This window comes from Saccharospirillum salsuginis (assembly GCF_014651855.1).
Lineage (GTDB): Bacteria > Pseudomonadota > Gammaproteobacteria > Pseudomonadales > Natronospirillaceae > Saccharospirillum > Saccharospirillum salsuginis.
The window spans coordinates 80,725-102,060 of the sequence record NZ_BMXR01000017.1 but is presented as its reverse complement, the minus strand read 5'-3'; the positions used below and the strand labels follow the sequence as shown (position 1 = coordinate 102,060).

At 53.2% G+C, this 21,336-nt stretch carries 15 protein-coding genes; 13 read left to right on the top strand and 2 right to left on the bottom strand.

Annotation, left to right across the window (positions count from 1 at the left end):
• Positions 1–1,217, bottom strand: a 1,217-nt coding sequence (locus tag IE111_RS23065; RefSeq protein WP_189613371.1) for a hypothetical protein, incomplete at its 3' end; no start/stop codon positions are given.
• A gap of 282 nt (positions 1,218–1,499) precedes the next feature.
• Here IE111_RS23065 and IE111_RS23060 point away from each other — a divergent pair.
• The 3 genes from IE111_RS23060 to IE111_RS23050 all read left to right on the top strand — a co-directional run bounded on the left by IE111_RS23060 (position 1,500) and on the right by IE111_RS23050 (position 2,639).
• Positions 1,500–1,937, top strand: a complete 438-nt coding sequence (locus tag IE111_RS23060; protein WP_189613369.1) for a hypothetical protein — start codon at positions 1,500–1,502, stop codon at positions 1,935–1,937.
• Positions 1,938–2,088: 151 nt separating this feature from the next.
• Positions 2,089–2,361 carry a CopG family ribbon-helix-helix protein gene (locus IE111_RS23055; RefSeq protein ID WP_189613367.1) on the top strand — a complete coding sequence of 91 codons (273 nt, stop codon included), beginning with the start codon at positions 2,089–2,091 and terminating at the stop codon, positions 2,359–2,361.
• Positions 2,358–2,639 (top strand): type II toxin-antitoxin system RelE/ParE family toxin, encoded by a 282-nt coding sequence (locus tag IE111_RS23050; RefSeq protein WP_189613366.1) that lies wholly within the window; start codon positions 2,358–2,360, stop codon positions 2,637–2,639. The genes IE111_RS23055 and IE111_RS23050 overlap by 4 nt, the downstream gene beginning before the upstream one ends.
• A 57-nt stretch (positions 2,640–2,696) precedes the next feature.
• On the opposite strand, the gene IE111_RS23045 is transcribed toward IE111_RS23050, so the two are convergent.
• The gene (locus IE111_RS23045) at positions 2,697–3,425 is read right to left on the bottom strand and encodes a hypothetical protein (RefSeq protein ID WP_189613364.1); all 729 of its coding nucleotides are present in this window, start codon (positions 3,423–3,425) and stop codon (positions 2,697–2,699) included.
• 1,461 nt (positions 3,426–4,886) lie between these two features.
• Here IE111_RS23045 and IE111_RS23040 point away from each other — a divergent pair.
• The 10 genes from IE111_RS23040 to IE111_RS22995 all read left to right on the top strand — a co-directional run bounded on the left by IE111_RS23040 (position 4,887) and on the right by IE111_RS22995 (position 21,332).
• Positions 4,887–5,330, top strand: coding sequence for a GIY-YIG nuclease family protein (locus IE111_RS23040; protein WP_189613362.1), 444 nt, complete (start codon positions 4,887–4,889; stop codon positions 5,328–5,330).
• A gap of 209 nt (positions 5,331–5,539) precedes the next feature.
• A complete protein-coding gene (locus IE111_RS23035) occupies positions 5,540–6,409 on the top strand; it encodes an HNH endonuclease (RefSeq protein ID WP_189613360.1) in 870 nt (289 codons plus the stop codon).
• Between the two features lie 416 nt (positions 6,410–6,825).
• The gene (locus tag IE111_RS23030) at positions 6,826–7,290 is read left to right on the top strand and encodes a GNAT family N-acetyltransferase (protein ID WP_189613358.1); all 465 of its coding nucleotides are present in this window, start codon (positions 6,826–6,828) and stop codon (positions 7,288–7,290) included.
• 74 nt (positions 7,291–7,364) lie between these two features.
• Positions 7,365–8,060: a M24 family metallopeptidase gene (locus IE111_RS23025; RefSeq protein ID WP_189613356.1), complete on the top strand. Its 696-nt coding sequence runs from the start codon at positions 7,365–7,367 to the stop codon at positions 8,058–8,060.
• Positions 8,061–8,215: 155 nt separating this feature from the next.
• A complete protein-coding gene (locus tag IE111_RS23020; RefSeq protein WP_189613354.1) occupies positions 8,216–10,078 on the top strand; it encodes a LodA/GoxA family CTQ-dependent oxidase in 1,863 nt (620 codons plus the stop codon).
• A gap of 25 nt (positions 10,079–10,103) precedes the next feature.
• Positions 10,104–11,216, top strand: coding sequence for an NAD(P)/FAD-dependent oxidoreductase (locus IE111_RS23015; RefSeq protein WP_189613351.1), 1,113 nt, complete (start codon positions 10,104–10,106; stop codon positions 11,214–11,216).
• 25 nt (positions 11,217–11,241) lie between these two features.
• Positions 11,242–11,805 (top strand): hypothetical protein, encoded by a 564-nt coding sequence (locus IE111_RS23010; RefSeq protein ID WP_189613349.1) that lies wholly within the window; start codon positions 11,242–11,244, stop codon positions 11,803–11,805.
• Between the two features lie 266 nt (positions 11,806–12,071).
• Positions 12,072–12,830: a hypothetical protein gene (locus IE111_RS23005; protein ID WP_189613347.1), complete on the top strand. Its 759-nt coding sequence runs from the start codon at positions 12,072–12,074 to the stop codon at positions 12,828–12,830.
• A gap of 74 nt (positions 12,831–12,904) precedes the next feature.
• On the top strand, positions 12,905–16,246 hold the full coding sequence (locus tag IE111_RS23000; protein ID WP_189613345.1) for a carboxypeptidase regulatory-like domain-containing protein: 3,342 nt from the start codon (positions 12,905–12,907) through the stop codon (positions 16,244–16,246).
• The gene (locus IE111_RS22995; RefSeq protein WP_189613343.1) at positions 16,236–21,332 is read left to right on the top strand and encodes a PKD domain-containing protein; all 5,097 of its coding nucleotides are present in this window, start codon (positions 16,236–16,238) and stop codon (positions 21,330–21,332) included. Before IE111_RS23000 ends, IE111_RS22995 begins: the two co-directional genes overlap by 11 nt.
• Positions 21,333–21,336: the final 4 nt, after the last annotated feature.

Genomic DNA, 21,336 nt, shown 5'->3' with positions numbered 1-21,336 from the left:
GGTACTTGCAGGGTGGCGGTGACCAATTGCGAGTCCGGCGCGGACTGGGTCAGTACCTTGGCCTGTTGGCGCATCCACTCGGCCAATTGCGTCAGGCTTTGGCCGATGTCCGCCATTACGCCGTGGTAAGGCGACCGGTTGCCGGCCTGGGATGATGGTGCGACAGAGCAGCGTTGGCTCAGCAGGGCCACCAGGGCCGCTTCCAAGGCCCAGGCCTCCGGTTCGGCATAGTCCCAGTCCGTTGCCAGGGTGACCAGCGATTCCAGTACGGCGTCGTCACTGAGCAAGTGGATCAGGTCCAGCAGGCTGTTGGAGACGGTGTCGATGCGAACCGTCCGGGTGGACAGGCCCAGGCTGGACCCGAGATGCTGGCTCAGTGTTCCAGGTTCTATAGTGCAGCGCTCCCGAAAGCCATCGACAAACCGGTTCGGTCGCTGTGTTTGGCGTTCCCAGAGTTGGGCGGCGGTGTCGAACAGAGTGGCGAAGGGGTAGCCCGCGCTGAACAGCTCGGTGGGCATGTCGGCCGGGTCGCCCGGTGTCAGTACCCGGGTGTTAATCAGGTGCAGCGGTTGCAGCCGGTTGGGGATGTGTTGGGTATCGCCGGTGTCATCCCGGGCATCCGCCAGGGTTTGGCAGTGGGCTTCCAACCGGTCCAGCTCGGTTTGCCACGCTTCCGTCGAGACCGGTGTGCCGACGGTGTAGGTGACCGTGCCCGCCTTGCTCAGCGGTCGCTTGCGGGTGTCGCCACCGATGAGGCGGCCTTCGAACGCTTCGGTATCGGTCTCGATGGTGAACGGTGCGACCACGCCGGAACCATCCGGGTAGGTGAACCGCAGCTGCGCGTAGAACTCGGGCGTCACCTCCGGCTCCACGCCCGGCGTACCGTCCGGCAACGGCGTGTCTTCAATCACCTCCGCTTTCGGTCGGTTCAGTTCCACACGCGGCGCGGCCGGTTTGGGGCCACCGATGCCTTCGCTGCGGTGAATGGCGTACACGATGCCGCGCTTGTGGTTCGAATGCCGGGTGAGGAATTCGAAACCGGTGTTGCCTTTCAGCAGATAAAACCGCCGGTGCGTGCGTTCCGGTTCGAACCGTTTGGCGTCATCTGGATAGCGGTAACTGGCGTGCCACACCAAGGGGTTCAGTGAAATGCCTTGTCGGCGCAGAAAGTTCTTGGCGTCGTCGGGGAGTTGGGCGATGTCCCTCTGGGTGCTCATGGGTATCCCTGGTCGTGAATGTCCGTGTCCATGGCGTACGTCCTGGCTCGCCGAGGGGATAGATACCAGAAAACATCGTATAGATCAGCCCAAAAACCGATTTAGGATCATATCAGTGCAATAAAACAGGCATTCATCACATTTTGTCATCACCCGTTGTCATTTTTGGCTGAATGCCTACAACAAACCGCTGTTGTTTGAATTCCGCAAATGGGAAGATGGCGCCACCCGACTCCGGGCACACACCCTGAACGATTCACCGGTCACACCAGAGAGAGATGCATGATCAAACGGCTCGCCAAATGGACCCTCCTTGTTAGCCTGAACGCCGCCATCAGTTTTTTCTTCGCCCTGGCGGAGGAACGGCCACCGGTCGAGGTTGTCGCCATGGTGATGGGGGTGTTCACCTTCATTGGCCTCTACATGGCGCTGGAAGGCTGGGCGTTGAAACAGGAACGGCACGCCTTTGTGCGCCGGCTGAACATCGCCACCGGGCTGAAAGCCCTGACCCAGTTTTACCCGGTGCTGGAAGTGTGGGCGGGCATCGGGGCGACCCTTGTGGTCAGCCAGTTGATGCCGGAGCGTGGCTTTTTCCAGGTCTACTTCATTACGCTGCTGGACGGCCTATTGCTCTCCGTGGTGGTGGGGGCATTGGTCGGGTTGGTCTTTCTCGCGGAACGGCTCTATCGCGCGTTCCAGGCCAACAGAAACACCCTGTAACGCGACCGGGGTTCGTTGCAAGTACTGTGGTTGCTGGGTTACAGCCGGATTAAGGCACACCGGTAGCGAAAATACAGCTGTCGAATTGTTTGGCGCACCCGCGTCAACTATGCTGTAATACATTGTAGTCACCGAATTTGAGGGTACGTCCATGAGTGTCACCACTGTTCGCCTTCAGGCAGACGTTGAACAGCACCTGGAAGCCATCGCCAACAGGCTTCACCGGAGCAAAGGTTGGGTGATTAACCAGGCACTGTCGGAATACATCGAAAAGCAACAGCTTGAGCAAGAACGTTGGAAGCAAACTCTGGAGGCAATGGAGTCTGCGGCCCAGGGCAAGGTAGTTGATGCCGGCGAGGTCCATCGCTGGCTCAATAGCTGGGGAACCGAAAACGAGCAGGATGCACCGAGGTCCGGTAAGTGAAACTGGTTTACACGGACGAAGCCATTGAAGATTTGCAACGCCTCAGGGAGTTCATCGCCGACCATAATCCCACTGCGGCAGGCAGGATAGCCGCGGAGCTGGTCGGCAAAATCGAATTGCTACCAGACTTTCCCAAGATGGGGACAGCGGTTGAAATGGCACCCGTGCCTGATTCAGTCCGCGACATGGTGTTCGGCAACTACGTTGTCCGCTACTCGGTACATGCGAGTGTCATCATCATTCTCCGGGTATGGCATGAGCTGGAAGGTGAACGATAGTAATGTAACGTGACCGGGGAAAACGACGCCGGAGCCAGCGGCCCCGGCGCCACGATGCTACTCCGCCGACAGCGGCAACGCCTCCGGGCCGTTCGACGCCATCCAGGCGACGGCGGCCCGGCTGAGCCACTCGCAGAACACCATTTCGCAATAGCGGAAATCCCACCCGGGAAAGCCGCGCTCCGTCAGCCGCATCAGGCTGTATTTGAGGGCCATTTCGGCATCCCCGGGGTTGATACGGGCCAGACGCCGCGTCTGTTCGAAGAAATCCCGCCCGCGCCCGGCGGCTTCCTCGGCCGTCAGGCCATCCTGCCCGTCGAACTCCCACCAGGCGATATCGCCCGCGCGGTCGTCATCCCAGCGCAGGTCCCGGACGTAACCGAGATCGTACCGGGTAGCGGGCTCTCCACCCGACATCGCCGCCCCGGGCTGCTCGCCCAAGGCCCGCAGCACCGCCAACGCAAACCGGGACCCGACCCAAAGCGAATACGCCTCTACCAACTCCCGCCGGGCAAACACGGACACTGAATCCCGTAGGAGCGCACTCCGTGCGCGACCTTCTTTTTCTTCCCCAGAACCACCCAGACCCGCCAACCAACCCCGAGCCTGCGGCGACTCCAAAAACCGCTCAGGATGATGCCCAGGGTCGCCACCGGCGGCCTCGTGCAGGTCGTTCAGGGAATAGAAATCGCCCCGTCGGCGGACGGGATGGGACAGGATGGTGAGATAACTGTTTTGACTTTCTTGGGACGAGCGGGATTCTGGCGTATGATTGCGATCAGCCATTGTGGACTCCTGTACAGTCTGCTTTGGTCAGCTGCCTTCGGGTGCTCCAACACCCGGAGGTAGCGCTTATTTATTGATCAACTACGTCGATAGTGCGACCTTTCGTTGTTAAGCGTTCTACTTCCAATTCATGCTCTCTGAACGCAGAGAGCATCCGTCTATTCACGCATGAACCACCGTTAAAATCAACCGGTTTTTGGGTGATTTTTGCGCGCTGTTTTGATCACGGACCAACCTCATCTTTCAACCATTCTTCAGCCGTTAATGGTCCACCTGGAGCAGGGCGGACAGATGTGAAACCCACGCCGCTTCAAACCTTGCGCTCCGTCACAAAATGGCCTACACATGGACTTACGTGCGACGCATATTCCGGATATTTTCTGGGATACGCGTTGGGAATACACTGATGTTACGGATACTCGTCTAGTGAGACGTTTTTTTCGGTTTGCTATGAGCCTCAGAAGCGCTCCGGGACTCGCTGTGAGAACCGTGGTGCAGGGCTACGGTGACGATGAAAAGTAGCGTTATGAGGATATACTCAGGAAATGATACCTTCAGAGACACTAAAGTGGTTTTACGAGCATTTTGGCGGAATCGGGTTCTATGTCATCGCTTTAATGTGCTCTAACTTTGTGATTTTGGACTTACTAGGAGTTGCCTGGGTGAGTGACTACTCGCTCATTGGCATTTTGCTTAGATCTTTCTTGTTTTCGGTGTTCGCTACCTCCATATCGCTCTTTTTTATTGGACCACCCGAGGACAATCAGTCCATTATCCTGCCTCTATTTGTTTCGGCTTTTAATCTTGCACTTGTTAATTTTTTCGTCGGCATTGTCATTTCTTTTCTTTCTTGGCTGCCTTGGGTGTATGTATTGCTTACGGTAAGCGTCGCCTCGGCGCTAAGTAAACTCACGTTTTTAGGGTTCGAGGCAATTGAAAAATCAAAACCTGATAACCACCAATAAGTATGTAAGGTAAGTTGTGGCCATTTTATACGAACTCAGCCTTTAACAACGACGGGCACTGCGACAATGGATATCACGTTTTCAAATATTTTATGTATATCTGAGGTTAAGTTAAGCAATGAATGACGAACAGCTCATGAGAAACTTGCAATCAGTCGGGAAATCCTGCTTTGTGAAGTATTTCGATGAATTTGCTTCACCTACCACATCCAGGGAAGATGTGATTAAGAAGCTAATGTCTGAATCGGATTATACCGAAAAATCGTGCGTTTCTCGTACTAGTCATGCTCGAAGTATTATCGCAGCTGGTTTGGCAGAAAAAGCTCTCAAAAAGATTGTAAGTTCAGATTCACCTTTGGTGCCCAGAGAGACTAGAGAGAAAGCCAATGAGCTACTGAAAATGTACAACTAATAGCCATACGTGCTACTTCTCCGCCTGCGGCGGCAGAACACTTGTAAAAACGCTCCCGTGTGGTTAGGTATTAATAGGATCTCTATGATAGGAACACTGAATGATCTAAAAGCTAAGGTCGCCGAGTATTGTTCACGCTACCGGCATCCTGGGATGGATATGTTCAGCTCTGGGCCTCTATACGATCTATTTCCGGAGCGAGACGATGGCGTACTTAAAGCTGAGCATCGGTGGAATGACACTTGGCCAAGCAATGGAAAAGCAGGAATTTACACTTTCCTAGATGTTCATGGCCGCGTAATTTATATCGGCAAATCATCTATGAAGAGCTCAGTGAGTGTTCGCCTGAGTTCTTATTGTCAATACGGCCCTGACAAAAAGTGTGTATTAAAGCACGACCAATGGACGGTTCAGCCACGGTACGTCTGGATTGTTGGGGTACCTAAAGAAACCTCATTCGAAGCCGCCGCTCTTGAAGAGTTTTTAATTCGAGAAATAACCACTACCGACAATAGGAACGGCGTTTGAACGATCATTAACCGGTCGCACAATGAAGACGAATACTTTGGCAATCCATATAGGATCTACTACTATTTTTGCATCGAAAATGGGCATTCTACCGGTAGAGTGGGCAAACCAACAGAGCATTGACTAGGTTGCTCAGTAGGGCATCCGTTGATGATCTCGTTCGGCATATTATCTGATTCATTCTAAATTCGACAAAGAGGGGATCGCAAGTGCCATTTCTTGATGAGATCAAACCTTCGAGTCATAACCGAGTATATGACTTGGTTCGAGACGCGGGCATAGATGTCAGTGACTGGGAAGAATCGAAAGGCAACGCCTCAAGCGCCGCTTCGAATCCAAAATACTGCTACAACTGGTCGTTCGTCAAACTAAACGAGATTGTCGTATTAAACCTCTGGCATAACGATTTGGAAGAAACAAGCAGAGGCATCATAAACGAGCTGAATCCGCGAGAATTCGCCAAGAGGGAGAAGGGCGTTACCGTCCGTCGAGCAAAGGAAATGGATGAGGCAATCCAAGAGGCATATCTGAATAACCTTCCAGTTCGGGTGATCCTTTGTGATGGAACCAGGCGGATTCGAAATGACCCTAACTCCAAGGCTTCTAAAGTACAGTTTCGGTCCTTAGACCCTGAGCCATGGCATGTTTCGGAATACCGTGTGGAAACAGGGAAAACCACACTTATGCGAGGATTGGGCAGTGATTCTGATAATTTCGTCGATCAGTTTGATTTAGCTCCCCCTGTAGAAAGGGATGCGAAAAGATGTGAAACAAAGTCATTTCCATTTGTCCGACGAGCTGAAGTTCGCAGGTACGTTTTGGTACGTGCAAATGGAAAGTGTGAATACTGCGGTGCACAAGGTTTTACTATGGCAAATGGTCGTTTGTACCTGGAAACTCACCACGTCATTCCATTGCATGATAATGGGCCAGATTCTGTAGAAAACGTTGTTGCGCTTTGTCCAAATCATCACCGAGAGGCCCATCATGGGAAATGTCGTGATGAGATTCGCTTGGAGCTTCAGGAAAAGCTGGCATTGCTGGTGCCATACAATCAGCGCCCGATTCGATCGCCCTGACGGATCTCTACTCTAGTTCAAACGTTAGAGGTATCAATGCATGCCGGGAGTTGGTGCCTCTATTCTCGTGAATCCGGCGATGTCAAAGGAGTAACTCATGGCTAAAAGTAGTGGTGGTAGTAAAGGCGGAGGTGGTAAAAGCGGAGGTCGTGGACCTTCAAGTCACCCAGGGCCAGGCGGTAATTGGCCTTCAACGTCAGGCAACCCATCCGGCGGTGGTCGTGGCAACGGCCCATCAAAAGGTGGTAAGTAATAGCCCGGTGTCTGGATAAGTTGTTTAAATGTAGAAAGTATTATTAAACACAACTTCCGAACGAGGCAAGTCCAACTTACCCCGAAGCGCGATGCGTTTTCGGGGTAAGTTGGTTAATGCTTAGTGGTTCATCTAAGACAAGTAAACATAGCAGACATAGCTGATGGTAATCCGACCGGCGAAACCAGAAGAGGCGCATCTGCTCAGCGCCCTGGCATTACGCTCCAAAGCATACTGGGGGTATTCAGCGGAGTTCATGCGCTTATGCAAAGATGAACTCAATTGGTCCGCTGACCAAATTGCGGCATCAGCATTCACCTTCGTCGTTGCAGAACGCCACCACCAAATAGTGGGGTTCTACGCGGTTGAGCTCATTTCCGACAAAGAGTTCGAACTAGAAGCACTGTTTGTGGAGCCAAGCCACATCGGAACCGGCGTGGGACGTACGCTAATCGAGCATGCCAAGTCCACAGTCGTCGGCTTGGGCGGCCACATCTTGCTGATACAAGGCGACCCGCACGCCGAACAGTTCTATTTGGCAGCGGGCGGACAGCTTGTCGGCTACCGGGCTTCTCAGAGTGTGCCTGGGAGACAGCTTCCACTGTTTAAAATAGTCTTGCTCGACTAAGGTACGGCAAAGCGGTCACTATGACGTCACTCGCTATACTGGAGTGATGTTGGGACTAATGTGCAGAGATTAATATGGAACAATTCGAAGACTACCAACACGTACAGGGAATAGCCAAAAAAGTTCATTCTCGGCTCGGAAGGTTCATCACTGCCGAGTCTACCGAACAGTCCATTGCCCGGAAGGCCGCAGAGCTATTGGCAGATTTCGGAGCACCCGACACTTGGTATCACGATGTCCCGGCATTTGTGCTACTGGGGTGTAGAAGCTGTCTTTCGATATCCGGTAAAGACTACATTTCAGCGACCGAGCCGGTAGGAGAGGTCAACCTGGTTACCGTGGATCTCAGCCCTAGAATAGGGAATGCTTGGGGCGATTGCGCCCGATCCTATGTCGTAGAGGAAGGCATAGTCGCCCATTACCCTGCGCGACGGGAGTTTTCGGAAGGTCTCGCGATACAGCGGCAGCTGCACAACGATATGATCGAGTTCGCCACGACAGACACCCGGTTTTCCGATCTATTCGAATACGGCAATGCTCGTATTCGGCAATATGGGTATGAGAATCTGGATTTCCTTCAAAATCTAGGTCACAGCATAGAAATACAGCCATCCGATAGGCGGTTCATTGATCGCAATTGCCACGAGAAGCTGGGTAGCGTCAGGTTTTTTACCTTCGAACCCCATATCAGAAAAACCGGCCAGAACTGGGGGTTCAAACATGAAGATATTTATTATTTCGATGATCATGGCTGTGCAGTCGCGCTGTAGGTACACCGAAATTCCAATACCTCTCTTCATTCTATCAGAGCCGAAGGTTCAACCAACAACCACCTTGCCAACTCCCCCACCCCTTCTACACTCCATTCACTGCCCTTAAAAACGAGCGCAGGGACTTTGTTTGAATCACCCAAGGAATAACCACCATGACTACTCGTGATACGACGGACGAGACCATCGTCTACGCCAAGATCCACCCCGCCATCGGCATCGCCCGCGTCGGCAATTCCAAACAGGAAGACGGCTACTACATCGGCCCGCAAGTGACGAACCCGCCACCCAAGGAACCGGGGGCGTATCGGGATGCCACCGGCGCCCTGAAACGCGAAGTCGCCCAGTTCCGGTTGTACGGTTACAACGCCAATGGCGACGTCGTTCGTGAACTGACCATGGACGACAACACTCAAATTGAATGGCGCGTCGAGTTGGCGAACCACAAGGCCGCCTGGTACGACTTTGAAATCGCGCTGGACATTCCCGAAGCGAAAACGGCGACGCCGTCTACGCGGCGCAATGCGGACATCACCGACCGCGGCCTTCTGTCCATTGAACCGGGGCCTCGTTCCATCAGCACACCGGAAACGCAAGGGCCGGACTACCATTTTACCGGGGGCTCGTTCATGGGCATTGAGGTGCCGCTCGGTGAACTGCGCACCGATAAGGTGGGCCGTCTGGAAGCCTTTGGCGGGCTGGGCCAATCCGCCAATTACGAGCACAAGGCGCCAACCACGTTCGCCAACAACGATGGCTGGTACGACGACACCAGCGACGGGCCGGTCACGGCCTCGGTGACGTTGCACGGCCGGAAACTGGAGGTCGCCCCCGCCTGGGTTGTGGTGGCCCCGCCGAACTACGGCCCGCAACAAAAAACCATCCGCACCATGTATGACCTGATGACGGATGTGGCGGTTCAGGCCGGTCAGTTACCGGCGCCGACCCGGCCGTCGTTCCAGCACGATATTCTGCCCATCTTCACGGCCCTATGCGATCTTCAATGGATGAATGCAGGCTTTGCCGCCGGGTTCGGCTTCGGTATGCCGCAGCACTTTCTGGACCCGCACTACCTTCGCCAACTGGCGCACCCGGGGAACACCTATAAGGAACTGCGTCGAACCGTCGTCCATGCGTTCCGGAACCCGGCGGACCAAGAAGTGTCGATGAATCTCTGGCCGTGGATCTACGGCGATGCCATGGATGTGCCCATGCCGCCGCTGGTCAACGCCATGAACGCCCTCACCGAAACCCAACTGGCCATGCTGGACTGCTGGGCGGAAGGCGAATTCGAGGCGGACTTCGACCCGGACGCGCCACCGTCAACGCCCAGGTCCATCGATGAGGTGCCCGTCGCCGAGCAACCCGCCATGCTCGACCGGGCCGAGCTGGAATTTTGCCTGGCGGATGCCTTCCACCCCGGCTGCGAGATGACCTGGCCCGTGCGACACGCCACCATGTACAGCGAGCCCTTTCGTTGGCGCCACCGCGACCCATCGAACCCCGAACCGGACTACGGCACCACCCTCACCCCGTCGGAGGCGCTTTCGTACAACGGCCCGCTCTATGCGCAATTCCCCGGGTCCATTACCCGGTGGATGGCCATTCCCTGGCAAACCGACACGGCCAGTTGCCGCTCCGGTTACGACCCGAAGTACGACCCTTACCTGCCCACCTTCTGGCCGGCGCGCGTTCCCAACCAGGTGCTCAGCAAGAAGAACTACGACACCGTCATGAACACCGACCTCCCCCGTGAGCAGCGTCTCGAAGCCTTCAATCAACGCGCGGATTGGGACCGCACATTGGGCGTCGGTTACGACACCCAGTTGGCGAACATGATCGACCACTTCGACGACATGGGCATTGTCGAGGTGCGCCCGGGTATAAAAGACGACCCGGATTTTCCACCCGTCATGCAGGTGGAAGACCGGGGCGGCGAAGCCATGACCCCCGAAGAGCGACACCTGACCGACCACGGCATGCGCCATGCTGCTATGCGCCAGAAACCCGACCGATAAACACTGGCAAAGATTGGTAGCAAGCATGCATAACCCAAGATGGGATGCCATCATCCTGGGGGCGGGCGTCGCCGGCTGCGCGTTGGCGAGAAGGCTGGCGCCCGTCCACCGGGTGTTGATGCTGGAGCAGCGTTCGCGCCTGGCCAAAGCGCCGCGCATTGGTGAATCCCTCCCTGGGGCGGCGCGCGTTCTGCTTCAGGAACTGGGCCTGCTGGAGCGATTCCTGTCCGGCCCGCATCGGGAACGGGGGCCGGCGGTGTCCACCTGGGACAGCGACACCCCGGTCTGGCAGGATGCCATAACCGCCCCCTCAGGGCCGGGCTGGGTGTTGGACCGGCAAGCGTTCGATGACCTCTTGCGTGACGGCGCGGTAGAAGCCGGGGCTGAATTGCGAACCGGCTGTCGGCGCATGGACATCACCACGGACGCAAGCGGCTGGCGCGTGCACCTTCCGTTCGAAGGCGTCACCCACCACGCGCCCATAGTGGTGGACGCCACCGGCCGTTCCGGCGGCATCGCCCACCGGCTCGGCCTAACCCGGGTTGCGGACGACCCGCTGGTCTGTCTGTACAGCATCCTGCCCGCACGACCGGACGATCACGACGCCAGTTTACGCACCTGCGCCGACGACCATGGTTGGTGGTACAGCGTCAAACTGCCGAGTGAGAAAAGGGTGCTGGCGTATCATCTGGATATCAACGACCCACTTCGGCGTGAGCTGAACGTCCCCGAAGCCTTTCAGCAGCGAGCCCGACGGCAGCCGTTGTTATCCCAGGTGTTGGGCGAACGTGAATTAGCGCCGGTCCACAACCACCCCGCCGGGACCGCCCTGCTGGAAATCGACAACCTGGCCAGCGCGGACAAGGGGTTCCTCGCCATCGGCGATGCCTTGATGACGTTCGACCCGATCTCATCCCAGGGCTTGTTCCACGCCCTGGCGACGGCGGCCAGCGCCCACAAGGCCATCTGCAACGGGTTCCCGGAAAACAACGACGCGTTACGGGCGTTCCAAACCGAAATGCAGGCTGTTCAGCGACGGTATCTGGATCACTGGCAACGCACCTATGCCGGGCCAAGGCGTTTTTCACAATGCCCGTTTTGGGCAACGCGTGCACAAGGTGACGTGCAAACCGTTTGAACCGATCAACAGAAAAGGACAGGCAATGAGAGCAACAATAATCAGCACACTGACCATCATCCTTGCAGGGTGCTCCAGTTTTCCGACACAAACAGATCCGACCGTGTCACAGGCGTGCGAAGGGAGTACGGACATACCTCCACACCTCAGCACTCAGTTCGAGCCGGTAACCGACCCGGCGTTATTGAACGAGGCCCTGGGTGCGCCGAACGAGGGTGAACTGTGCCAGGGCCAGGTGTATGTCGCCCTGGAGGAAACCCGTATCCAGATCTACCGCGCCTGGAACAGCACCAACCCGGGCAGTCGGTTGGGCAACTGGTGGGCCTTTGATAAACCCTCGGGTAGAGTGGCCGATTATCGCGAAGACTATGAAATCTGCTATCAATGGTCACCGCTGGACAAGATGGTCAGTTGCACGCTGACGCCTGGCACCAAAGTGGTGGTTGGGAATGGGCAAAGCGCCCAGTGCTCTCAGTATTTGACCTATCCCGTCTCGGCCGAACAGCAGGTGTACATTGATGAGGCGGCGGAGGCGGTCGCGAACTGTGCCGATTATGATGGGATGTTTTCGTGGGAAGCGGTGGAATAGCGGCTAAAAGCCTTCCTGAGTAGTTCGCAACTCGGGAAGGCTGTCTATGGTTGTCAGGGTTGTCGATTTATCAAGTGTTACTCCTGCAGAACTCGGTAAGAACCAAGTTAAAAATTGGGCAGAAAGACATATCCTGGGGTACACCACGTCAAACTTGTTTTGTGAACTCCATCACACATATGTGATTTTACTTCTATTTTTGTGTTCATGTTCCCATTCTGACTGTGTAAGGTAGGCCCCCAGTAACCTCAATCAAGGAAGAAATAATGAAAAAAACAATTCCATTTTTGTTACTCGCCTTTTCGCTGACGCAAAGCGCCAGTGCCTCGCTAATTATTCAAGAGCTGACACTTTTTAACTACACCGATACCATTGGCTACACTCTTGAAGACGGACAATTGGGCTATACCTATTCCAATTTCGCTGATGAAGGTTTAGGTGTCGACTTTTCTTACAATCTCGACAGCAATAACCTGGGAACCTTCGGTTGGACAATCACCAACACAACCAGCACGGACTTTTCCGCCCTCTCAACAGCCGTTTATCTCGACGCTGAAATTCATCAGCATTCAAATTCCTTCACTAATGAGTCAGGGTATTATGTCGGTAATACGGAAGCTGACTCATGGGAAATCGATGAACCGGGATTCATCTTCGGTGACCTACTGGATAACCTTTATGACGGGGCCACACCAGACAATACCAACGGTATGAATAACATCGAAGATGATACAGCACTGGCCTTGGGTTTTTACTTACCCGAACTGAAAGAAGGCGAGTTTTTTGAACTCTCGTTCGAGATCAGCGATCAGAATATAGGCGGTTTATACCACTACGATGTTGATGGTGGTCTGGGCTATTACTTCAACGGGTCTATGCACTACAGCTCGGATCCGGATGGTGCCTACCCGGACCCGGACGAACCGGTAACCGTCTCCGAACCGGGAATTCTGGGGCTATTCGCAATCTCCTTCATACCACTTCTACTGAGGTCTTCTCGACGTACGAAGTCCACGAGGGCCTAGTAGCCTATCCGATTAAAACGGCCGGGTAAGGATGTATCGGCTGAAAAAAAGACTGCTCACAAGGAAATACGTTCATGTTTTCCAAATTAGTCCTGCGGTTTGTATCTGGCTGCCTGGTCAGCTTTGGCCTATGGTTTTCTCACTCGGCCCTGGCCAATACTCCGGTGGAGCTCGGCCAGAGCTGGCTAATGACTCAGATTCAGGGTAGCGGCCATATCGCGTCGGATGAAGAACCCACATCCGAATTTGCATCTACCGCAGAGGCCGTCTTTTTTCTCACCCAGAACGGTCAAGCCAACCTGGATGCCTCCGTCCAGATCCTGACGCAAACTGGCTACAAAGACACGTTCTCCCTTGCTAAAAAAACGATTGCACTCGCCCTGACCGACGCGGATTCAAGTGATCTGGTAGATCAAATCCTAAGCAGAAGAAACTCTGATGGGGGCTTCGGAGCGGGCCCTGTGAGCGAAAGTACGGTAGCGGATACAGCGACCAGCCTAATCGCGCTCTACCACTCGGACCGGACGGCCGGAGACGTGGTTGACGATGCGACTGAGTTTCTGCTCACGACACAAGGAAACGACGGTTTCTGGCGATACAGTGACGGAATCCACTCCGAATATCTTACCGCGATGGTCGTGAGAGCGCTGTGGCTAACGGCTCCCGACAGCACACAAGATGTCTATACCGCCATACTGAATGCACGAAATAGCTTACTGGACTCGGTGGATTCCGCCACAGGTCTTTGGTCCGACCTGCACACAAGTGCAGCGGTACTCACTGCGATTTACCCCACCTATTCCGATCACAGCGAGCTCACACCTTATCTGAAACGCCTGGAGGCGAGGCAACAGAGCGATGGCAGCTGGAACAACAGTGTTTTCGAAACTGCGCTGGTTTTAAGCGCACTCAATTCCGACGTCATTCAAGCTTCCAACAGCGAAACCACAGGCTTGAAAAGCTCAGTGGAAAATGCCCAAACGGCAACACCCGTTCACAACGTTGACATCAGCATTGCATCCCCATCGAACAGTTATGCGCTCAACAGCCCGAACGGGTCATTTTTCTTTGAAGATATTGATCCTGGACAATACTCCATTGACGTGGAAGCTGAGGGTTACCAGAAAAAAACCCTGAATCAGGTTACGGTCGACCGAAATGCAATCGCAAACTTGCCACCCATAAAGCTGGTTCCCGACCCCGCTAACGGTATTGTTCTGGGAACCGTGACTGACGGTGGCTCAGGCTTACCTATTGCAGGAGCCGACATACACGTCAAAGGGGTTCAGGACTGGACAGCGACCACTTCAGAATCCGGCCATTTCACGCTGACAGGGATTGACCCCGGTGACATCAAACTCACGACCTATAAAGATGGCTACCGCGCAACGTCTGCAACCGCTACTGTGACCGCCGGAACCACCCTTCGCTATTCGCCAACCCTGAGTGCCATTAAGTCTGACGCTTCCGAGCCTCTTCCAGATACACCGTCCACATCGACCGTAAACTTCCAGGTTACCACGACTGACGGCCAGCCCATTAAATATGCCAATGTCAGGTATCAACTGCCCGCCTCTACGGACAGCGGAACAGACTTTACAGATACGAACGGAAAGAGCGCTATTGTGGTCGAACAATCAGGTACTTTGGGATTCAACATTACAAAATCAGGGTTTCACCCCATTGAAGGGTCTTTAACGGTCACTATGGGTAATAACATAAGTGCCAAAGTTGAACTGTCAGATCAGGATTCTTCCAATGATGGCAGCCTGGAGGAAACCACACAGCCTCAAGACGGGGTTGACCCCATCGCAGACCTAACGGCAGTAGTCACCGACAGGCTCACGGGTGACCCAATCAGTGGCAGCACTGTAGAACTGAGCGGATTGAATTCTGAAACGGCGACAACGGGCATCAATGGGGAAGTCCAATTTGAAAGCCTGAGCATTGGTGAACAATCATTGAAAGTCACGGCGGCCGGTTATTTGACTGAGCAAGGCAACATCACTCTCTATGCCGGTAACCGCTCCCTACTCAACATTGAACTGCTGGAGCAAACTAAAACCGATGAAAGGCCGGGCGGAATATCCGGTTCAGCGGTGGATGCTGTCAATGAGTCTGACATTAACCCAACAGGGGCTTCCCTACACGCGACAGATACTGATGCAGCACTATACTCATTGAGTATCCAAGACTATGTCTTTAGTCATGACAGTGTCGACCCTGGTACCTATAGGCTAAAAGTAGATGCGGATGGCTTTGAAACGTACAGTGAACTGGTGACCGTGACCGCCGGAACGATACTGAAGCTCGATCAAATAGAGATGAGCCGCCTGTCGCCATCACCGGTACTGTATGGCCAGGTCGTTGACGCTAGTACTGGAACGGCCATCGAAAACGCCACGATTACGATTGTCGACGGTGATTCTCAAGCTCAGTCCGACAGCCAAGGTCTCTATCAATTAGGCGAGCTTCCGACCGGCGATGTCGATCTGCTCATTTCCGCCGTAGGTTACACACCGAGGACCCACCTTCTCAGGCTGGAATCACCTGTGTGGATGCTGTTCAATATCGAATTGGTACCGGCAACGGGGTCAGGCGTCGTATTGACCGATAGCAGCCTGACCGATCGCTCCTTCAATGCGTACCAAACCGTAAATGAAACTCTCTCCGTCGAGAGTCAGCTTTCTACAGCGACTCGTGTTGGATTGGAGATGGACTTAATAAACCAGGATGAAAATACCGTTCTCTCGCTGCTAGCGACAGACGATTCGGGAAACATCATCCAGAACAATGGGCTTGAGTTAGACGCCAACAGTACTCGCGATATTCAGTTCTCCTGGAATACCTCGAATTTAGCCACCGGAACATACACTGCAGTGTATCGGGTCGTTTCCGGAAACCAGAAAGTCGGTCCAAACAATCTGGTTCTATTTGAAATGGCTAAAAAATTCGATATCAATCAGACTCGTAAGGTCCAGGAGTTCGAACTACTCGAGTATGGAGAGGAACCTGCAGTCGGTGAACCCTGGAACCTGGCACCAATCGTTCAACTGAGCAATGGCAGCAATGTCGATACCGACTTTCAAATCGAATACCATGTCGAAGACCCGCAGGGCTCGCGATTGTATTCTTCTGGACGGGAATCGGTCTTTGTCGAATCTGGTGTGCCCGTTAAAACGGTTGAACTTCTCCCACACGATCTGGATGTTCTCCAAGAAGGGGATTATCGGTTAACTGTCGAGATTTGGGAGTCTTCATGGAATTCCAGGGCCGACACCCTGGCAATCCAGGCGGAACCTTCTATCCGAATCGAAATAGATCAGGAACTGAGTGACTATTTCATTCCTCCTGAACATGAAAAGTCCATAACGGTAAATATTCGGCTCGAAGGAAAGGAGTTCCATGGTGAATAAGATCAATAGCTCCGTCGCTCTGGCCTGCCTGGCCGTTACCCCAGGCATGGGCTTGGCCCAATCAAGCTCTTTGGGAAAGGAATTTACGCTCGCATTTCCAAGTAATCATGGTGAAAGCGGGACACCCGTCCTATACATGTCTTCCGAGTCGGATACCGCAGTAACCATCTCGGTTCCGGGACTGGCGATCAATGAGACTGTTCAGCTTTCCGCCGGTGCTGTCACCAGCTATATGCTGCCCCAGGCTCTCAACAGGCACGGTAATGCGCTCGTAAAAGATCTCGCCGTTTACATAGAGTCTGCCGAAGACATCGCTGTATACGGATTGAATGCAAAACGCTATACGACCGATGGCTTCCTGGCGCTACCCCAAAAGGTCATAGGTCATGAATACTATGTACTGAGTTACTACGGGCTTAACCGATACAATTGGAATCTGGCCTCAGAATTTGTCATCGTTGCGACAGAAGACGACACCCGGGTCATCGTCACTCCTTCTGCCAACATCAATGATACATTCCAGGCACAACAACCAACGGAACTGTCTCTTGATAAAAACCAGACCATTCAACTCGCGACTGCGGACGCTGACTTAAGCGGAAGCCATATTGTTTCGAATCAGCCCATTGTTGTTTACGGTGCACATGAATGTGGCGATGTACCGTCTCGAGACCCACGGATCGGATGGTGCGACCATTTGGTAGAGACCATGGTTCCGGTCGACAAATGGGGATTTAACTATGACATCGTCCCCCTTGCTACACGACTGTCTGGCGACATTCTCCGAGTCATGGCATCTCAAAACAATACCGAAGTGGTCGTCAACAACGAAGTCGTGGCTACTCTTGCCGCAGGGGAAATATTCGAATCTGAATTGGATGGAGCAACGTCCGTTCGCTCGGCCCAGCCGATTTATGTCGCACAATATGCGATGGGGCAGGGTGCCGACGGCGTGAAAGCTGATCCTTTCATGATGAGTATCGTGCCCCACGAGCAATTTCTGGACAGTTACCTCTTTACAACACCGGAAGACGGGTTTGCCGATAACTTTGTTAACGTAGTCATTGAGCCTGGTACAAATCTCTCGCTGGATAATGAAACGCTCGATACATCAAACTTCACGCCCATCCCTGGTAGCAGTCTCTTGGGAGGACAGGTAACGCTTGAACCCGGTCAGCACAATCTGACGGCGGATAAACCTTTCGGAGCCTACATTTACGGTTTCAATGCCTACGATTCCTATGGTTACCCTGCCGGCCAGGCGTTCTCCGATATCACCCCGGTATCCGATCCATTTTTGCCTAATATCGGTGAATTCAAGCATGTAGGGCACACCTTTGTTGGCACTGCCACCGATAACGAAGATCTCAATGCCAATGGAATCCTGGATCCGGGTGAAGATCTGAATTCGAATGGTATTATCGATGGACGTTCAGAAGACACGAACAACAATGGCGAAATGGACGCTGGTGAGGATGTTAATGCAAACGGCGTTCTAGATAGAGATTTTGGTCTGGTTGTTGTCGAGCTCGGAGATTCGGAAAACCTCTCCTTGCATCGCACCCAATCCACGGGCGGTCGTTTTCCTCTTTTCGGATTCAATATCAGCCTCATTGATCCCAGCATACCGGGTCAGGGAACCCTGATTGTTCGAGATGTTCACGGCAATACGCGAGAACAACCGATTTCAGTTCCCGTAGAGTCCGCTTTGGTGGATGTCGAGCTCATTAGTCGCGTCTCGGGTGATCGCCTGTTTATAGATAATTCCAGCTTTTCCCACGACCCGGAATCGGTCATCACAACGAACGAAGGCGTAGAAGTCACTTGGCGGTTCGACAGATTGCTCTCCAATGAAATTCGCGATCTCCAGTATGACGTTAAACTGATTGGCGCGAGCGAGAATGAGCAGCGACTGATCACCCGCTCTTTGGAATTGTCTTATGTGAATACCCCGGGGGGCGACCGGCATCAGGTCCTTTTGGGCCCCCAACATGTTAATGTGACCTCGTCTGCATTTGATCTTGACCTCGGAGTCTCTAACGAGACCACCGGTCCGAATACGGACGTAGTTGTAACCGCCAGTGTCAAGAACCTCTCCGGATCTACTTTCTCAACAGAGCTTGAACTGGAAATTACCGATAGTAATGGCCACCAGCTCGCAGATACCACAATTCCACTGGATTCCATTGAGCCAGGTGCCACTGTTAATCCCAGCTGGGCATGGAATACGGGTAATCAGTATGCGGGCACTTACAATGTTATCGCCCGTCTGCGCAGAGAAGGCAACCTGGTTAATGAAACCACCTACCAGTTTCAGGTCGTTCGAGACGAACAATATGACTATCCATTGGAAGTCGATATAGCGACAGGTAGTGACGCCGGAAACGGGCAAATCATCAACCAGGATGAATTCAGCACAACCGACCTCTTACCAGTCTCCGTAAATTTGGAGAATGTCACCAGCAACGAATTGTTCAATGGCGGACGAGTTGTCATTCAGGTTAACAATGAGAACGGCAATGAAGTTCAGAACTGGGAATCGGACATCACCGCTGTACAGCCCGGAATGGCATCGACCATTGGGAAACAGTTTCAGCTTGATGACATCCCTCCCGGTACCTATACCGTTTGGACCTATGTATATGATGACGATGATGATCTGGTCGGTGTAAACAGTCGCATTATAGAGATAGTGTCAAACAGTAACGTAGATATCCAAGGCAACGTACAAGCGGAGCATGAGGAAATACTGCGAGGTGACGACCAGACCTGTATTGACACCCTCGAAAACACTGGATCCAGCACTTATCCCGCGGCCCAAATTGAGCAATCAATACTTGACGTAACTCACAACTCCATCATCGAATCCAGACAATTAACGCTACAGATCGATGCCCAGGAGTCCCTCACCGAAGCCTGGAATGGAAGCACCGCAGGTATTGACCAGGGTGACTACGCCTGTGTACTTCGGTTGGTTGATAATGGTGAAAGCTCCACTCTTGGTATTGACCTGTTCAAAGTATTCAATGTCGTGGCTGAACCTGGAGACTCCAGGTCTCTTTTCGTTGGCGACACATTAACACTGGACGCTAGCACCAGTCGTGAAGCAGACGGACAGCCATTGACCTATGAATGGACCTTGGTCGAGAAACCGTCTAACTCGGAGATCGAAATTGCCGATCCGACCGCTGCGGCCCAAGAGTTCATCGTTGACCAGCAAGGCGACTATGTTTTTGAGCTGATCGCCAGCAATGGTGACGATGCGAGTTTACCCAAACGAGTAGCCATATCGGTTCCAAACCGTGACCCTGTGGCTGATTCAGGGCCGGATCAGGCTATCCAGCTGCAGCAGCTCATCCAATTGGATGGCCTTAACAGTTACGACCAGGATGGAGACTTGCTGAGTTATGAGTGGCAGTTCACTCAACAGCCCGATGGGAGCCTTGCTTCTTTCGACGATCCGTCTGCCGGCAATCCGTCTTTTACTGTCGATGCAGAAGGCACCTACATAGCTGAGCTTACAGTTCGGGACGATGCGGGCGGGTCTGATACAGATCAGGTCATTCTCAGCGCATCCAATGTTCCGCCCGTGGCCGACGCGGGTCAGGATCTTCTTGCGCACATCAATGATCGTGTCACATTGGATGGTTCAGGTAGCTTCGATGTAAATGGCGACGAACTACAGTACTACTGGAACCTGGTTGAAAAACCGGCAGGAAGCCAATCCGATATCGTCAACAGCGGTAGTGCCCGCCCCTACGTCGATATCGATGTACAAGGTACCTACGTCGCCGAGTTGATCGTCCATGATGGTCAACTGCAAAGCGAATCGGATTCAATCACCATTTTCGTCGGCAATTCGGTACCGAATGCTGATGCTGGTCCGGATACGCGGATCGATTATGGTCAATATGTCTATCTCGACGGCAGCAATAGTTCAGACCTGGATGGTGATGCCCTCAATTACAATTGGAACATCCTCAGTACCCCTAACGGCTACAAACCGTACTTGTACAATCGATACAGCTCTCAGCCGTACTTCTACGTTAACCAGACGGGTGAATTCGTCGTTCAACTGATCGTGTCGGATGGTACCAATAGCAGTGAGCCTGATTTGGTCGTTTTGAGTACAGAAAATGTTAAACCCTATGCATCGGCCTACCGGAGTGGATTTGGGCAAGTGTACCTGGGAGACACGATCTATCTTAATGGCTACGGATCCGATCCGGATGGCGACAGTTTGCAGTTTGAATGGTCATTCAGTGACCGACCCGATAACAGTCAAGCGCAGTTGATCTCCAACGAACCGGAGTCGGCAAGTTTTACCATTGACGAACCCGGCGATTACGTCGTTCAACTGGTTACAAACGATGGGGAGCTGTCCTCCAGCCCGGATTCAGTCTACATATACAGTGCTCAGGCTTGCGTTGCCAACCTTGACATCCGGCCCAAATCTCGAAAGATCCAGTTGACCTGGGATTATGATCCCGAAACCTACTTAGTCGATATCTACCGGTCCACTCAATTTGACGGTCCATACAACTGGATCGCACAAACCGAGAATACCTATTCCGTATGGATCGATGAGAGCGTCACTGACGGTACCCAGTACTACTATCGGATCGAGCGACACTTCACTCCGGATGACGACGACTGCTATGGAGATTACGGGGACTACGGTGAATACGGGGAATTCAGCGAGTTTCCATCTTTCGGAGAGTGCGACGACGGTGGCTACGGTGAGATTCCCTCACTGAGTGACTGGTCCGAGGAGACCTCATTTTATGACGGATATGGAGACTATGGCGGTTATGGCAATTACTTCCAAAGTTGTGAGTCTCAAGTCATATCCAGCATTCCGAACAGAAGGGTCCGCTACAACCTGGTACCGGATGTGAGGGGATTCTCGGTAGAGGATGCCGAACAGCTACTCACTTCCGACGGTTTCTCTGTAGGAGAGATCTTAGCGGTTAGAACCAGTGCAGCAGAAGAAGGCACGGTGCTAAACCAGGATGCACCTCGCAATAGCAGGCTGCCACGTGGTTATGGCATTACTCTCTATGTAGCCACCTGGTCCAATGACTAGGGAA

Bases quoted from the DNA above. Each gene is read 5' to 3' on its own strand.
- IE111_RS23040 (WP_189613362.1), top strand. From the start codon at position 4,887: ATGATAGGAACACTGAATGATCTAAAAGCTAAGGTCGCCGAGTATTGT.
- IE111_RS23030 (WP_189613358.1), top strand. From the start codon at position 6,826: ATGGTAATCCGACCGGCGAAACCAGAAGAGGCGCATCTGCTCAGCGCC.
- IE111_RS23045 (WP_189613364.1), bottom strand. From the start codon at position 3,425: ATGGCTGATCGCAATCATACGCCAGAATCCCGCTCGTCCCAAGAAAGT.
- IE111_RS23020 (WP_189613354.1), top strand. From the start codon at position 8,216: ATGACTACTCGTGATACGACGGACGAGACCATCGTCTACGCCAAGATC.
- IE111_RS23025 (WP_189613356.1), top strand. From the start codon at position 7,365: ATGGAACAATTCGAAGACTACCAACACGTACAGGGAATAGCCAAAAAA.
- IE111_RS23015 (WP_189613351.1), top strand. From the start codon at position 10,104: ATGCATAACCCAAGATGGGATGCCATCATCCTGGGGGCGGGCGTCGCC.
- IE111_RS23055 (WP_189613367.1), top strand. From the start codon at position 2,089: ATGAGTGTCACCACTGTTCGCCTTCAGGCAGACGTTGAACAGCACCTG.
- IE111_RS23060 (WP_189613369.1), top strand. From the start codon at position 1,500: ATGATCAAACGGCTCGCCAAATGGACCCTCCTTGTTAGCCTGAACGCC.
- IE111_RS23005 (WP_189613347.1), top strand. From the start codon at position 12,072: ATGAAAAAAACAATTCCATTTTTGTTACTCGCCTTTTCGCTGACGCAA.
- IE111_RS23010 (WP_189613349.1), top strand. From the start codon at position 11,242: ATGAGAGCAACAATAATCAGCACACTGACCATCATCCTTGCAGGGTGC.
- IE111_RS23000 (WP_189613345.1), top strand. From the start codon at position 12,905: ATGTTTTCCAAATTAGTCCTGCGGTTTGTATCTGGCTGCCTGGTCAGC.
- IE111_RS22995 (WP_189613343.1), top strand. From the start codon at position 16,236: ATGGTGAATAAGATCAATAGCTCCGTCGCTCTGGCCTGCCTGGCCGTT.